Raw genomic sequence first — 14114 nt, 5'->3', positions numbered from 1 at the left:
TTCAGCTTCATGAACGCCGTTTAATCGGTGTTTATGAAATTTAATTTTCACTGACCTGTGGTTTGTGGGTATTCAAATAAATTTTACGATTTTTAAATTCATCAATTGAATCAAATTGCTTAATATAACTAGGTGCGTCATTTGGAATATGTGCAAAATATAAAGAATCTTTATCTAAACAATGTGGTCCAGCAATTGATTCATTTTCATATTTTTGACAAACTTCTTTTACCAAATCAAAAGGAATCTCTTGTCCATAAATAACTTGATAATCCTTATCAAGAACAAGTCCTCCTGTACAAAGAACATAATAATCAGGATTAATTTTACCTTCTATTAAAGCAAGTACCCCACCTAGAGGTCTCCCTGTACACAAAGCAAACTTATTACCTTCTTCCTGAAAAGCTCGTATTGCCTCTATATCCTCCTGATGAAAACCATCCTCAAAAAAGAGAGTCCCATCAAAATCACTAAATAATATTTTACTCATGGGCTTCATCCGCTTTGAAATGAACACCTGCCGACATTCTAGCTTTTGTCGCAATATCCATTGCAATAAGACTATTTTTCATCATTTCATCTGCTTTATCAAAATTCATTTCATTGAATATTTTAACAAATTCAAGAAATTCAAAATACATACGATGCTTATTATCCTGTAATGCATATGGAGTTGTTGTATTGTCATTTAGCAAGTGATCAAAACCTATTAATGTATTGGCAGGCGTATGAATAATAATTGATCCTTTATCGCCTTGAATCGAAGTCATAATAGGTGCTTTACAATCTTTTGCAGCAATAAGTGCAGCCTTAAATGATCCATAATCCAAAGTAATAATACCCGATGTATCAATATTCTTCTCAATATTTGCATCATAATGCACTTTCTTTGGTTTCCCAAATAAAACAACAGCTAAATGAATATTATAAATATTCAAATCCATTAGAGCACCTCCTGATTTTGTATTATCAAAGGCAGGAAGAATATTACCTTGTTTAAAAGCATCGTATCTTGATGAATATTGACTATAGTTCGCACTAAAAATCTTAATTTGACCTAACTCTGGAAGTAGTTCTTTAATTTTCAAAACATTAGGGAGATATTGCGTAGAAATAGCTTCTAACAACAATAATTTCTTACTCTTTGCAATATTATTAAGTTCTTCTAATTCTTCTACTCTTGATGTAAAAGGTTTTTCACAAATAACATGTTTACCATGTTCTAAAGCTTCTTTACACATAGAATAGTGTAAATGATTTGGTGATGCAATATACATAACCTCTATCTCATCGTCATCAAGAAGATGCTGATAATCTGGATAATATTTCTTAATTCCTTCATCTGCAGCCATCTTTTTAACTTTATCTATAGATTTAGGTGTAGAAGCAATAGCTTCAAGCTCTATTCCATCTACATCATGTATAAAGCGAAATAAATCTCTTACAATCATTCCTGATCCCGCAATACCAAGTCTCATACTAGACCTCCTTAGCAGCTTTAGTTGCTTCTTCTATAATATGAAGAACTTCTACAACCTCTTGATCTTTGACTACCTTTTCAGCATTATTAAAAATAACCTCATACAGATTATCATAGATCAATCCATAATCCTGAATTTCGGTAGGCACCTTCTTTGTAACATCATTACCTTCATCATCAATATAAGAAAGAGTTCCCCATTTATCTTCTGGTAATGGATCAAAGCTGATTTCTACTGGTCCTGGTTTTGCTTTTAAAGCACTTTGATGTCCTAATTGAGGCATTAAGAAACTTCCTTTACGACCATGCACAATAAATCTAGGATAATCTAATTTTACATAATAACTTGTTTTAACTATAGCTTTCATATTGTCATAAAAAAGATCAATATCATAATAATCATCACTTTCACCTGGATGATCAAAACTTCTGCAGTCATATACAACTTTCTTAGGAACACCAAATTGCCCAATCATCTGGTCAATAGGATGTACAGCCAAACCATAAAGAATACCCATTCCAACTCTATCTTTAATACTAGGACGATAGTAATCATAATGTGATTCAACTTCTAATATTTCACCTAATACGCCTGATTCAATTACTTTTCTGACAGTTCTCATATCTGCATCAAAACGTCTATTCTGGTTTGCCATAACAACGAGACCTTTATCTTTAGCATATGCAAATACTTCTTCTGCCTGTTTTGCTGTCATTGCAAATGGTTTTTCGCATAAAACATTTTTTCCATGCTCTAATGCTTGCATAGTATACTCAACATGAAACTGATCCGGTGTATTAACTACCACTAGATTAACTTCTGGATCACTCATTACCTGTTCAATATCACTTGTAAACGTAATACTTGGATACCATGTTTCTCTTTCTTCATCTCCAACTCTATCTACATCTCTACGATAAATGTATTTAACCTGAATTGTTTCTTTTCTTCTTTCCACATATGGCAAATGATATCTACAAACACTATTTCCGAATCCAATATAAGCAACTACTAGTTTATCCATATTATTCTCCTATCTCTTTGGGGTTGCCATTTTTTTCCATGTATAAGCTTTACCTTTTAATGTTACTGACATCTGATAGATGTTTTCTGGCCATGTTCCACCGCCAAAGCCACCATCACCAATTGCATGTACATCACAGCCTGTCTGTTTCATTAGCAAAGTAACTTCTCTTATTGTATCTACATCAGCTGCTTCTACATTACTATCTAAAAATACCATTGCGAGAGCACCCTTACGATGTGTATATTCAACTAATTCTCTGATGATTTCTACTGTGATACCATGTCTTGATCCTGGTGCAGGAAAATCGATAATATCTACTCCGGCATCAATTAGTTCATCAATCACTTCTTTCGCATTATAAGTAGCAAGCGGATCACCTAAGACTTTTTCCACAATTCCATCTTCCCACTTACCTGCAAAAATCAACATGTCATCACCACATACTTCGCGACATTCTTTACTCGCACGAATCACATCTTTGATAGAAGTTCCACTTCCTGGATTACCTCCAAGAATAATAAAATGCACACCCATTTTTTTTGCCTTTAATGCATGTTCTTTTGTATACATCATAGGTGCAACACTAGACACTCTAGGGTCATTCATATCTACGCCCTCTTTAGGACATCCCATATAAATACCTACTGGTCTATTGCCTACTAACTCTTCTATTCTTTCAAAAGACAACCCTTGCATACCTGGCAATTTTTCAGGATGATCAAAATCATATCCGTTTAGTAAAACCATATCTGTGCCAAATGCAAACATAAGTTCCGTACTTGTGCAATCAGGAATCAAAATAGGACTAGGAAGATATGTTTGACCCATAAGAACTCTTCCTTCTGATTTCAAGATAGATTCTTTTAACTGCCTTCCATTATAAGTAGCAATTTTACTCGGCTCTGCTGATATTAATCTTACTACGTTATAATCTAATTCCATATTTCATCTCTCCTTTCCATATTTTTCTTTATCTTCTTCAATATTTCCTTTAAACTGCAATGATTTATCTGTATACTGCATAATCTCAAACTTATTTCCATCCGGATCATGAATCCACATCTGCCATGTTTCTGACTGACCTTTATTAGGTTCTATATCAATATCTACACCAGCTTTAACTAATTCTTCTCTCGCTTCAAAAATATCATCTACCATGAGTGCAAAATGTGAATAACCTAAACGTGTATCAGGTGCTTCATGTTCCAATTGATGATCAGCTTTAGGAAATAACTCTAAATATTGTCCTGGAGCTAATTCAATAAAGATATATGCAATTCCTTTAGGGTCTGTTTCAGCTCTTTGAGCCCAAAAACCTCTTTCTTTTTTACCTTGATATGCTTCATATCGCATAATAATTTTTGCTTTTAAACCAAGCTTGTTTTCATAGAAATCTCTCATTTCATCCATGTGAGATGTATAAAAAGAAAGGTGCATTATTTCATTAAACTTCATTACTATCCATCTCCTTTCTAATAGCATTTGTGATAGATGCACATTTTATTGAATCATCCAATGTCATACGAGGACTCTCTATAAGTCCTTTTTTTAAGCATTTATGAACTTCTTCAATTTCAGTATAGAAGTCATCATAGATATATGGTTTTGTAATTGTGTAAGCATCTTCTCTATTAACCTTAATCTCGATACTTTCTGGACGATAAAATGGACAACATTTTATCGTTCCATGATTACCATTGATCAACATTATAGGCTCCTTCTTTTCGTTCATAGCTATTTCAAATGATGCTGATTGATAATCTCCAAAATATAGTCTTACATAATCATGGACATCTACACCGTGTTCATAGTGTGCTTCTACATTTATTTCTTTAAGAGGTACATGAATATAATCAATAATACTGCCTAACACATAACTACCTACATCATTCAAAATACCCCCCTGTTCAGGATCATAAAGATAACGTGTTTCTTTTGTGTTGCGAATGTCATAACAGAATCTGTTTTCTATAGTAAGTATTTTCCCAATGACCTCTTCATCTAACAGCCTCTTTAATTCCTGAATAACTGGAATAAATCTTGTTTTAATACCTTCCATAAAAAATGACTGATTCTCAATAGAAAGCTTCTTTAAATCAATCATTTCTTCTACACTAAGCGTCGCAGGTTTTTCACATAAAACTGCCTTCTTATTCAATAAAGCTTCTTTAGCCCACTTATAGTGGTCTTTATGTCTTAAAGCTATATATACAACATCTACATTTTTATCTTCTAGTATTTGCATGTAATCTGTATAAGTGCTAATTTCTGGATATTCTTCTTTAAATAAATCTAATTTTGTATCAGTATGACTGGCAATAGCGTATAGTTTTCCTTGATCACTATGTATCAAACTTTTTGCGAATCTTTGAGCTATATGTCCTGCTCCAATAATTCCCCATTTAATCATAAGCACACCTCAAAAAAGCACCTTAATGGTGCTTTTGTCTTTCCTCAATTTCTTTTAGCATATCAATACGCACCTGATGACGACCGCCTTCATATTCACCACTTAACCATGCATCAACAATCATTTTAGCTAGTTCAATACCAACGACACGTGCACCAAATGCAAGCATATTTGTATTATTATGCTGTCTTGATAACAATGCAGAATATGGCTCACTACATGTTACACAACGAATACCATTTACTTTATTTGCAGCTAAAGAGATACCAACACCAGTACCACAAATAACAATTCCTTTATCTACTTCACCACTTACTACAGCATTTGCGACTGCTTCACCAGCTACTGGATAATTAAATCTTTCAGTACTATCTGTACCGAAATTCACTACTTCATAGCCATACTTTTCTTCAATATAAGACTTAATTTCATTCTTGTAGCTAACTGCTACATGGTCATTACCAATACCAATTTTCATTTACATCTCCTCCTACACTTTTCTAAGTTCTGGTATAATTTCACTATAAGGACGTCCCTTATTAAATAACGCACTTGTACCTAAAATAAATCCTTTAACACCAATTTTAGATAAATCATGTATCTTTTCTGGTGAACAAGCACCATCAATCATAACATCATAACCACCATAGTTATTTGACTCATCGACAAACTTCTTAAACTTAGGTGTTACAAAATCTAAATATTTCTGACCAGCAAATCCTGGGTTAACAGACATTAGCATAACATAATCACATAGATGTAATAGTTCTTTGACTGTTTCAAAAGATGTTCCTGGGTTTACTGCAATTCCAGGATGCACACCTGCGTCTTTAATCTTCTGTAATGTACGACATGCATGTTTATCTGTTTCAGGATGAATATAGATGATTCTTACCCCCAATGAAGCAAACTTTTCTACATAATCCCCAGGATTAACAACCATAAGATGAACATCACATGGTTTCGTAGATTTTTTACAGATATATTCCACATCCTGTAATCCCATTCCAAAATTAGGCACAAAACTTCCATCCATAATATCTAGATGAAAGATATCAATTCCAGCATCCACTAACTCTTTTACTTCTGTTTCTAAATGGCCAAAATTAGCACACATCATAGATGGGCATAATAGTTTTTCCATAATAATCCCCTTTCTGGGTAAACGTTTACCTTTTACATATATATATCATATCATCATCAAACACGGTTTCCATATAAATGAATGGCACATATTATGCCATTCATTTATATGGAATGTATTATTTTCAAAAAGTCTGATGTAATTGAATTTCAATATACGAATTTATATAATTTAATTATGAAAGGGTTCAAAAAATTATGACTAAAAAAAATATATCCATCAAAGAAATCGCAAAGCTTGCGAATGTATCTGTTGCAACAGTGTCTCGAGTAATTAATAATAATGGAAGATTTTCTGAAGCAACAAAAGAGCGTGTTGAAAAAATAATAAAAGAATATGGTTATACAACGAATATTGCAGCCAAAAGTTTAAGAACATCTAAATCAAAAACAATAGGTTTAATTGTACCTCATATTAATAATGAATGGTTTTCACAACTTGCTTTGGAAATAGAAAATTATTTCTTTGATAAAAACTATTCTGTATTTATATGCAATACATCACAGGATGAAAACAAAGAAATAGCGTATTTTAAATCTTTAGATAGTAAGTTAGTAGATGGTATTATTTGTATTTCTGGAATAGAACAGATTCCCACTAACAGTTTAAGTAGAAGTATACCGATAGTATGTATTGATAGAAAACCTAAAGATCACAGCAATGCTTATTATGTAGAATCTAATCATTATTTAGGAGGATATCTTGCAACAGAGGAACTAATTAAACAAGGATGCAAGAATATAGTGATATTATCTAGAAATAGATCTTTATCTGTGAATAAGCAAAGACGTAGTGGGTATTATCAAGCTTTAGAAGATTATCATCTAGAACATAGTACAGATTTAGAATTACTATTAGATATTGATACAGCAAACTATGAAGGCTCTAAAAAAGCAGTAAGTGAATTAATAGAGAAAGGAATTAAGTTTGACGGAATATTTGCGACTAATGACTGGCGTGCCTATGGTGCATTAACGGCTTTATTAGAGCATCATATAAAAGTACCTGAAGAAGTAAAAATTATAGGCTTTGATGATATTTTTATATCTAAAACATCACATCCTTCCCTATCTACTGTGAGACAGGATACTCCTGGACTTGCAAAAACAGCATGTAAGTTATTAATGAATTTAATGAATAATGAAGAAATAGAGAATAATAAACAAAGATATATACTTCCTGTTGAGGTAATTAGAAGAGAGTCAACGAGAAAAGGAACAGCCCACTAGAGGGTGTTCCTTTTACTGTGTTATTTCTTCTATGAGTAGTTTCATTCTGTGATCAAAGTCTTCTTTGATTTCACATTCCCATACTACTATCACTTTATAATCAAGTTGTTGGAGAAGATTATAATTCTTCACATCATTCTCTACATTCTTATTAATATGTTGAACCCAGTATTCAGTTCTTGATTGTGGATATTTTCCATACTTACAACCATAGTGGTGATGCCAAAAACAACCATTAATAAAAATAGCTGTTCTATATTTAGAAATTACAATATCAGGTGTACCTGGCAAACTCTTATCATTCTTACGATATCTAAATCCATGATGCCATAAGTACTTCCTCACCATCGTTTCAGGTTTATTATCTTTTCCTCGAATATGACTCATTACCTTTGAACGTTGTTCTTTTGTAAACACATCAGGCATAGTCTCACCTTCTTAATCTTTTAAAGGTAAATACTTATTCACTAATCCCAGTACATAATCATTGTTCAAGAAGAAACATTGTTTAGTCACAATAGTACCATCAGGTAATTCATCACCATCAGTTTGTATATTTCCTGAGCCAATTATTTTACCATCATTAAACACATAAATAGCTTTGCTAGCATGTGGTCTTACATGAACAATCAGATTATCCTTTTTAGCCGGAAGATTATTATGCACAATCAAGCCATTCTTGTTTTCACTTATTGTAAATTCTATTCCGTGTTTTGCTAGATATACTGTTCTTTCCCAAGCTTCACGCACTTTTCCATCTAAGTCACTTTCAGGCATTGCCCATAAGACAGTTCCCCTAAATCTATATTCATATTCAGAATCATCTATTTCATCAAATACACAGAACAAATACTTTTCATCAATGAACTTATTTCTTAATTCGGAATCTTCCCAATTCTCTTCTACAATCTCTTTAAACTTAAAAGCAGGGAAACTCATTGACTCCTTTATAGTTCCATCCTTCTTAATGCGAATTGTTTTAATTTTAATATTTGCCTTATAGAATTCATCATAATATTCGTCAATATCTTTACTCTTAGTTTCTGGTGAAGCATTCATCATTCTTGCAATATAGCTTCTCAAATAATTAAGAGATTTTCTATTTACAGGTGTTTCAATCATCTCATCAATCTCGGATAATGATTTACCATAATAAGATGAAAACAAATACTCTACCATCCTGTCAAATATATTATCTCTGCCAATAATTCCTGAGGTTTTCATCAAGCTTTCTTTTGTAATAGCATTGTCATTAAATACCTGTGACCTTAATAAAGCTGTCATATATTTAGGTTTCAATGAGAACGCTCTTCTTTTAGCTTTAACAGAGCTAAATGGTTGATCAACAAAAGAAGTAGCTGCACTAGCCCCTTTTGTACACGCGCTCAAATAATATGTATCTGATTCAGAAATATCTTCAGCATGTCCACTTTTAATCTTATCAATAATAATATTATAGTCGTTAATTATGATCTGCTTATCTTCTTCTGGTATGTCTTTAAACTCATACAGAAAAATCTTATCTATGCATAAATCATAATTCAACTTTTCAGGCTCATTAAAATAAAACATCAAAAGGACTTTATTGAGCTTATCTAAAACATGACTATCTTCAAAAGAAATATCATAATCCTTCATGTAGTTAATCATAGTTACAACAAGTCTCTCTTTTGCAGAAACCATATTCTTATCTTTCCCTACTCTATTCATTGGAGTGACTTTTAATTCTACTCCTAATTCCGGGAAGTCTGCTTCTTGTCGACTATCAATACCCTTATGGAATAATCCCTCTTCAATAACTTGTCCAATCTTTCCCTTATTACCGCCTTTTAAACGATTATTCACATCATACTCTTTAAAAGGAACACCAAGAGAAGACTGCGCTGTTTCCAGTAGTTCTTCTATGCTTTGATAAACTTTATTTTTTTCATCACTCATACTTACAATCCTCCTTGAAAAATGATAATATATAGATCACTTTGCCTATTGATCGAAAATTCTATTTAATGTATAATAGATGTGCTATAGGTTAATACATAAAAATGTAATTATATTATAACATAAGACGGAGGAAGTATACATGGAACTAACAGTTGTAGAACTATTTGCCGGTGTAGGTGGATTTAGAGTAGGATTGAATGATATTAAATCATTTGATGAAAATGACAAAGCAATCGAAAATAGAAATTGGAAATTCGTTTGGGCGAATCAGTTTGAACCATCTACTAAAGCACAGCCTGCATATAACTGCTACTGTACAAGATTTGGTAAAGAACATACTTCCAATACAGATATCCAAGAAGAAGTAGCTCACCTAGACGAGGATACCGATTATATTCCTAATCATAGTCTTCTTGTCGGAGGTTTTCCTTGTCAGGACTACTCAGTCGCAAGATCTCTTAGCGGTGAAAAAGGGATTGAAGGTAAGAAAGGTGTTCTTTTCTGGTCAATTGCAAAGATTTTACATGCGAAAAAGCCACCTTTTGTATTATTAGAAAATGTAGATAGATTACTTAAATCACCTTCTAAACAGCGTGGCAGAGACTTTGGTATTATGCTTAGAACTTTCAATGATGAAGGTTATGATGTAGAATGGCGTGTTATCAATGCTGCTGAATATGGAGCAAGACAGAGAAGAAGAAGAACATTCATTTTTGCATGGAGAAAAGATACAAAGTATGCAGAAGTACTTTCTGATATGAAGATTGAGGATATTATTGTAAAGGAAGGATTGTTTGCAAGACAGTTCCCAATCAACTTGATTGATACTCCTATTAGAACTTATGATGTGACTTCTTATGAAGATACTGTAGAGATGACAGAAAAATTCCATGCAAACTTCGAAAATACAGGTTGCATGGTGAATGGAGAAATTGTAACTTTTAAGACAGAGCCTCAGTTCAAAGAACCGATTCCTTTAAAAGATACTCTACTTCATAACGTAGATAAGAAATTCTACTTGAATGATAAACAAAAAGAGAAATTCGAATATTTAAAAGGGTCTAAGCGAATCACAAGAACAAATGCAGAAGGTTTTACTTATAACTTCTCTGAAGGAAAGATTGCATATCCTGAAAATATTGATTTACCAAGTAGAACTATGTTAACTAGTGAAGGTACAGTAAACAGAAGTAGTCATGTTGTTGCAGATCTAGATACAGGAGAAAAGAGAATTATCACTCCAGTGGAAGCTGAAAGATTACAGCATTTTCCTGATAACTGGACAAATACAGGAATGACTGATAGACAGAGATATTTCATGATGGGTAATGCCTTAGTTACATTCATCATTAATACACTAGAGTCAAGATTAGAAGAGATTATAAAAGCAGAGTAGCCTAATGGTTACTCTGCTTTTGTATTTGTATTTTTATATTTTGAGTCTAAGAATTCAACAAGCGAATCATAATCCATCGTACTTATATCTACAATTTCCCATCCCGCTTTTTTGAAGACTTCATAAGTCATTGTTTTTTTATCGTTTATTTTATTAACATATCCTATTTTTTCGATATCATCTCTTGCAACCATAGTGAGCATATTTTTTTCAATCGTTTTTGTAAGTGTTTTTCTATGTCGAACACCTTCAAAATTAGGGTATTGTAATATAATGTCTCTTGTATTGTAAATTTCTATTCTATTTCCCATATATTTCATCATCTGTTCTTTTGTCATTTTACCAATACCTTTACCCCTTACAAATAAATGTAATAATGAAGATATACCAGTAAAACCTGCGAAAAAAGAAGCTAATAAAAGCATGGAATCGCTAGTATTAGTTCTCCCTGAAGAAAGATTACCTTTTTTATCATAGTATTTTCCATCTTCGTTTTGCAAAATTAATTCAAAAAAATAGATAAATGCTTCATAACTAATTTTATATTTATCAAAAAGAATAATACTTTCAATCCCAGAATCAAGTGACTTAAAACACTCTTCATCAAAATGAATGCGCCATAAATTCAAATCAACTAATTCCTCTTGTCCCTCACATGTAAGTTTCATTTTTTCATTCTTACATTCATAATCCATCATTCTACCCATTCTGAAAAATATTAATGATATGCATTTCATATATTTTTTAGCATTTTCATTAATACAATCCATTATTGACCACATATCTTCAAATGTTAAATCAGGTAATTCTTCACCATCTCTAGTAATGATTTTAGGGCGATAATCTTGTGGGTATGTTTTTGAATCTTTCCCCCTAGGCAAAGATTCTTTACCTGGAAATCTAATTGATATTTTTTCACCCTTGGATGTTTCATGAAATAGCAAATCAGCCTCTTTTTCTCCCGATTTCAAATTTTTCTTTTTAGTTTCACAATCTATAAAATCCCTTAAAACATTAATATTATGCAAACGTCTTTTATTACTTTGTTGTAAATATGAACTCAAACATTTTATTGTTAATTGTTTTTCAATATCTGCTGTTTCCATATAGTTTCATCTCCTTAATTTTGATTCTTTACTAATTTTCTTCCCATTCTTTTCTTTTACTATCAATAATGCTTAAATACTCATCTATATCCTCACTAGTAATAGAATTCACTCTAAGTATTCTTGCAATATCTGTCGCAATAACAGCTAATATAGGATGACCATCTTCCACAACCTCTTGATAAGCTTGACTATCAATATAACTTGTTGTTATTAAAACTCCAAACTGTCTATATCTAATTCTAGATATAAGTCTAGACATTTGTTTTACACCTACACCACCATTTTCAGAATAGCACTTTGCTTTTAGTGCACATTCAATCTTTAGTGGGGCATTCACTTTACCACCACCGTTAATGGAATAGTATCCAATAACATCTCTTCCACCATCTCTCCATAGACGAGTAAGATTGAAATCAACAAAGTGATTATCCATCTTAATCAATAAATCCATTGCACATGATTCAAAACCATATGGATTATCCTTATAATGTTCCCTAATAACATCAACACACTTCTTACCTTCATCATCACACTGTAATTGGTCATACTTACTAGGGATATGAATAATCTTAGGTACCTTCAATGCTTCTATCCCATCTCTACCTTGAGAAATGAACTTCTTCCATACATCAGGTGCAATATCTATACTTGCCGAATGATTTTCGGATAAAGATTTAATCCAATCTCTAGAAATACCTTTCACCTTAGTATCTAGTATTGTAAAGTAAGCTTCATAATTCTGAAACTTTTGGCCATTCAATGAACACCATAATGCAACTAAGTCTCTACCTGGCGATATATTATTATTTCCAGGTGCAGCTAAACCTAAAAACTGGATATCTCTTCCATTTCCAGTTTTTTTAAACACAAAGAAAGGTGGCATATCTTCTAGATTATTACTATTAAGTAATTTAAATACCTCTTCCAATAAAAGGTTACCTTTCTTCTTTGTGTTTCTCATATCATTTCCAGGTTTTCTATTATCGCCATAATATCTGAATACGCCTGTCTCCTCATCGGGAAAGTCTAGCCATTCTAATTCTTCCATAGAAGTATATAAAAGGACATAAGTGGGTAATATACTGTAGCTGTCCTGAAATCACTCTTCTAAATCCACCAGCGTTTCCACACAGAAAAAGATGAGATAGAGGATCAGAACTAAGATTAGAAGCATTACTACCTTTATAAACACAATCTATTTGCAAATCATCATTTGTAAGTATTCATAAGCAACTTCTACCATTATTTCACTTGTATAATAATCTCTTATAAATATATTACACTATATTAATCTTACCTAACAACAGTGGCATGTACAAGAACGATTATTTTAACTCATACCTTCCCTTAATAATTATCAAGATTCATCTACACTACCAATTCGAATACAAATAAGCTTTTTTATGCGATAAATTAACAATATCCAAACAGAAATATGAAACATTATAAAAATTTCATATATAATAGCCATTTATCATGTATAATGCACCTAAAGGGGTACACATCATATGAACTTAAAAGAAAAAATCAGTATTTATTATACAAATCTCACACCAACAGAAAAAAGAATATGTACTCTCATAATGAAAGATCCTTCTATCATTATGGAACATAACATTATTGAAGCAGGTGAACTATGTCAAACTTCTAAATCTGCAATGCTTAGGTTTGCTAAAAAACTTGAATATAGAGGGTATTCAGAGTTTAAATATTCTGTTGAAGAGTATTATAAAAATGAAAATTTGGATAATGTTGAAAACACACAAAACACTATTCTTTCACAAATATCTAATAATTATGCACTCACTATTAATCAAATAGGTAACTCTTCCTATGATGGACAATTACAAGAGTTAGCACAGCTATTAGATGAATATCCTTATGTAAAATCTCTAGGTATTGGTAACTCTTCATTCTGTGCTAGTCAGCTCGTATATTCCTTATATTCATACAATAAGTTCTTCGAAGCTGTAACAGATCAACCTCAGTTCACATATCTTAATAACTGTCTATCAAAAGATTATTTACTTATTATCTTTAGTGTTTCAGGATCAAATACTTATCTAGACTTGCTTAAAACAGCAAAACGAAAAGGTGCATATACTGTACTTATTACAATGAACAATGACACGACATTAAAGAATTATGCAAATATGGTTTATTATCTACCTTCTACTGTTGAACCTAGAAGTCAAACAACTGTTTTAAAACAATTCGATAATAGAACAACTCTTCACTTTTTCGCAGAAATCATTTCATACTATTACGGATTATATTCCGAAAGAAAATAAGCACCTCAATTATGATGCGCCCCTGTCAAGTAGACAGGTGAAATAATTAAAAACATGTACCCATGCCAGCCACGTAGTGGCTGGCA

15 protein-coding genes are annotated in these 14114 nt (G+C 32.1%); 3 read left to right on the top strand and 12 right to left on the bottom strand.

Annotated elements, in window-relative coordinates:
• Nucleotides 1-40: 40 nt before the first annotated feature.
• Genes ABUA27_RS09605 through ABUA27_RS09570 form a run of 8 tightly spaced genes read right to left on the bottom strand, consistent with a single transcriptional unit; the run spans nt 41 to nt 6062 of the window.
• Entirely contained in the window at nt 41-490 is a 450-nt protein-coding gene (locus ABUA27_RS09605) for an HAD family hydrolase (protein WP_349820618.1), read from the bottom strand.
• Nucleotides 483-1478, bottom strand: a complete 996-nt coding sequence (locus ABUA27_RS09600) for a Gfo/Idh/MocA family protein (protein ID WP_129981241.1) — start codon at nt 1476-1478, stop codon at nt 483-485. The genes ABUA27_RS09605 and ABUA27_RS09600 overlap by 8 nt, the downstream gene beginning before the upstream one ends.
• Nucleotide 1479: 1 nt before the next feature.
• Nucleotides 1480-2505, bottom strand: a complete 1026-nt coding sequence (locus ABUA27_RS09595; RefSeq protein ID WP_129981240.1) for a Gfo/Idh/MocA family oxidoreductase — start codon at nt 2503-2505, stop codon at nt 1480-1482.
• Between the two features lie 9 nt (nt 2506-2514).
• Nucleotides 2515-3450, bottom strand: a complete 936-nt coding sequence (locus ABUA27_RS09590; RefSeq protein WP_129981239.1) for a DUF7916 family protein — start codon at nt 3448-3450, stop codon at nt 2515-2517.
• A gap of 3 nt (nt 3451-3453) precedes the next feature.
• Nucleotides 3454-3963 carry a VOC family protein gene (locus tag ABUA27_RS09585; protein ID WP_129981238.1) on the bottom strand — a complete coding sequence of 170 codons (510 nt, stop codon included), beginning with the start codon at nt 3961-3963 and terminating at the stop codon, nt 3454-3456.
• Nucleotides 3953-4918: a Gfo/Idh/MocA family protein gene (locus ABUA27_RS09580; RefSeq protein WP_287846508.1), complete on the bottom strand. Its 966-nt coding sequence runs from the start codon at nt 4916-4918 to the stop codon at nt 3953-3955. The genes ABUA27_RS09585 and ABUA27_RS09580 overlap by 11 nt, the downstream gene beginning before the upstream one ends.
• 22 nt (nt 4919-4940) lie before the next feature.
• Entirely contained in the window at nt 4941-5396 is a 456-nt protein-coding gene (gene rpiB, locus ABUA27_RS09575) for a ribose 5-phosphate isomerase B (protein ID WP_129981236.1), read from the bottom strand.
• Nucleotides 5397-5408: 12 nt separating this feature from the next.
• Nucleotides 5409-6062, bottom strand: a complete 654-nt coding sequence (locus ABUA27_RS09570) for a ribulose-phosphate 3-epimerase (RefSeq protein WP_129981235.1) — start codon at nt 6060-6062, stop codon at nt 5409-5411.
• Nucleotides 6063-6259: 197 nt separating this feature from the next.
• On the opposite strand from ABUA27_RS09570, the gene ABUA27_RS09565 reads away from it, so the two are divergent.
• The gene (locus ABUA27_RS09565; protein WP_287846509.1) at nt 6260-7291 is read left to right on the top strand and encodes a LacI family DNA-binding transcriptional regulator; all 1032 of its coding nucleotides are present in this window, start codon (nt 6260-6262) and stop codon (nt 7289-7291) included.
• Nucleotides 7292-7303: 12 nt separating this feature from the next.
• On the opposite strand, the gene ABUA27_RS09560 is transcribed toward ABUA27_RS09565, so the two are convergent.
• Both ABUA27_RS09560 and ABUA27_RS09555 read right to left on the bottom strand, forming a co-directional pair.
• Complete coding sequence (locus tag ABUA27_RS09560) at nt 7304-7717, bottom strand: very short patch repair endonuclease (protein ID WP_129981233.1); 414 nt, start codon at nt 7715-7717, stop codon at nt 7304-7306.
• Between the two features lie 12 nt (nt 7718-7729).
• Complete coding sequence (locus tag ABUA27_RS09555; protein WP_129981232.1) at nt 7730-9229, bottom strand: Sau3AI family type II restriction endonuclease; 1500 nt, start codon at nt 9227-9229, stop codon at nt 7730-7732.
• Nucleotides 9230-9371: 142 nt separating this feature from the next.
• Between ABUA27_RS09555 and dcm the strand changes: the two genes are divergently transcribed.
• Nucleotides 9372-10628 carry a DNA (cytosine-5-)-methyltransferase gene (gene dcm, locus ABUA27_RS09550; protein WP_129981231.1) on the top strand — a complete coding sequence of 419 codons (1257 nt, stop codon included), beginning with the start codon at nt 9372-9374 and terminating at the stop codon, nt 10626-10628.
• A gap of 8 nt (nt 10629-10636) precedes the next feature.
• On the opposite strand, the gene ABUA27_RS09545 is transcribed toward dcm, so the two are convergent.
• Nucleotides 10637-11734, bottom strand: a complete 1098-nt coding sequence (locus ABUA27_RS09545; RefSeq protein ID WP_288835202.1) for a hypothetical protein — start codon at nt 11732-11734, stop codon at nt 10637-10639.
• A 31-nt stretch (nt 11735-11765) separates the two neighbouring features.
• Nucleotides 11766-12818 (bottom strand): restriction endonuclease, encoded by a 1053-nt coding sequence (locus ABUA27_RS09540; protein ID WP_349820619.1) that lies wholly within the window; start codon nt 12816-12818, stop codon nt 11766-11768.
• Between the two features lie 427 nt (nt 12819-13245).
• Between ABUA27_RS09540 and ABUA27_RS09535 the strand changes: the two genes are divergently transcribed.
• Nucleotides 13246-14028, top strand: a complete 783-nt coding sequence (locus ABUA27_RS09535; protein WP_006504429.1) for a MurR/RpiR family transcriptional regulator — start codon at nt 13246-13248, stop codon at nt 14026-14028.
• Nucleotides 14029-14114 lie beyond the last annotated feature (86 nt).

The organism is Catenibacterium sp. RTP21428st1_D7_RTP21428_210409, from assembly GCF_040227455.1.
GTDB lineage: Bacteria > Bacillota_I > Bacilli_A > Erysipelotrichales > Coprobacillaceae > Catenibacterium > Catenibacterium mitsuoka_A.
The sequence above is the reverse complement of the archived record's forward strand: the minus strand, read 5'-3'. Positions and strand labels throughout refer to the sequence as shown.

What these genes read in the sequence shown, in the direction of transcription:
- ABUA27_RS09570 (WP_129981235.1), bottom strand. Translation starts at nt 6,062, where the DNA reads ATGGAAAAACTATTATGCCCATCTATGATGTGTGCTAATTTTGGCCAT.
- ABUA27_RS09535 (WP_006504429.1), top strand. Translation starts at nt 13,246, where the DNA reads ATGAACTTAAAAGAAAAAATCAGTATTTATTATACAAATCTCACACCA.
- ABUA27_RS09580 (WP_287846508.1), bottom strand. Translation starts at nt 4,918, where the DNA reads ATGATTAAATGGGGAATTATTGGAGCAGGACATATAGCTCAAAGATTC.
- rpiB (WP_129981236.1), bottom strand. Translation starts at nt 5,396, where the DNA reads ATGAAAATTGGTATTGGTAATGACCATGTAGCAGTTAGCTACAAGAAT.
- ABUA27_RS09595 (WP_129981240.1), bottom strand. Translation starts at nt 2,505, where the DNA reads ATGGATAAACTAGTAGTTGCTTATATTGGATTCGGAAATAGTGTTTGT.
- ABUA27_RS09585 (WP_129981238.1), bottom strand. Translation starts at nt 3,963, where the DNA reads ATGAAGTTTAATGAAATAATGCACCTTTCTTTTTATACATCTCACATG.
- ABUA27_RS09590 (WP_129981239.1), bottom strand. Translation starts at nt 3,450, where the DNA reads ATGGAATTAGATTATAACGTAGTAAGATTAATATCAGCAGAGCCGAGT.
- dcm (WP_129981231.1), top strand. Translation starts at nt 9,372, where the DNA reads ATGGAACTAACAGTTGTAGAACTATTTGCCGGTGTAGGTGGATTTAGA.
- ABUA27_RS09555 (WP_129981232.1), bottom strand. Translation starts at nt 9,229, where the DNA reads ATGAGTGATGAAAAAAATAAAGTTTATCAAAGCATAGAAGAACTACTG.
- ABUA27_RS09565 (WP_287846509.1), top strand. Translation starts at nt 6,260, where the DNA reads ATGACTAAAAAAAATATATCCATCAAAGAAATCGCAAAGCTTGCGAAT.
- ABUA27_RS09605 (WP_349820618.1), bottom strand. Translation starts at nt 490, where the DNA reads ATGAGTAAAATATTATTTAGTGATTTTGATGGGACTCTCTTTTTTGAG.
- ABUA27_RS09545 (WP_288835202.1), bottom strand. Translation starts at nt 11,734, where the DNA reads ATGGAAACAGCAGATATTGAAAAACAATTAACAATAAAATGTTTGAGT.
- ABUA27_RS09600 (WP_129981241.1), bottom strand. Translation starts at nt 1,478, where the DNA reads ATGAGACTTGGTATTGCGGGATCAGGAATGATTGTAAGAGATTTATTT.
- ABUA27_RS09560 (WP_129981233.1), bottom strand. Translation starts at nt 7,717, where the DNA reads ATGCCTGATGTGTTTACAAAAGAACAACGTTCAAAGGTAATGAGTCAT.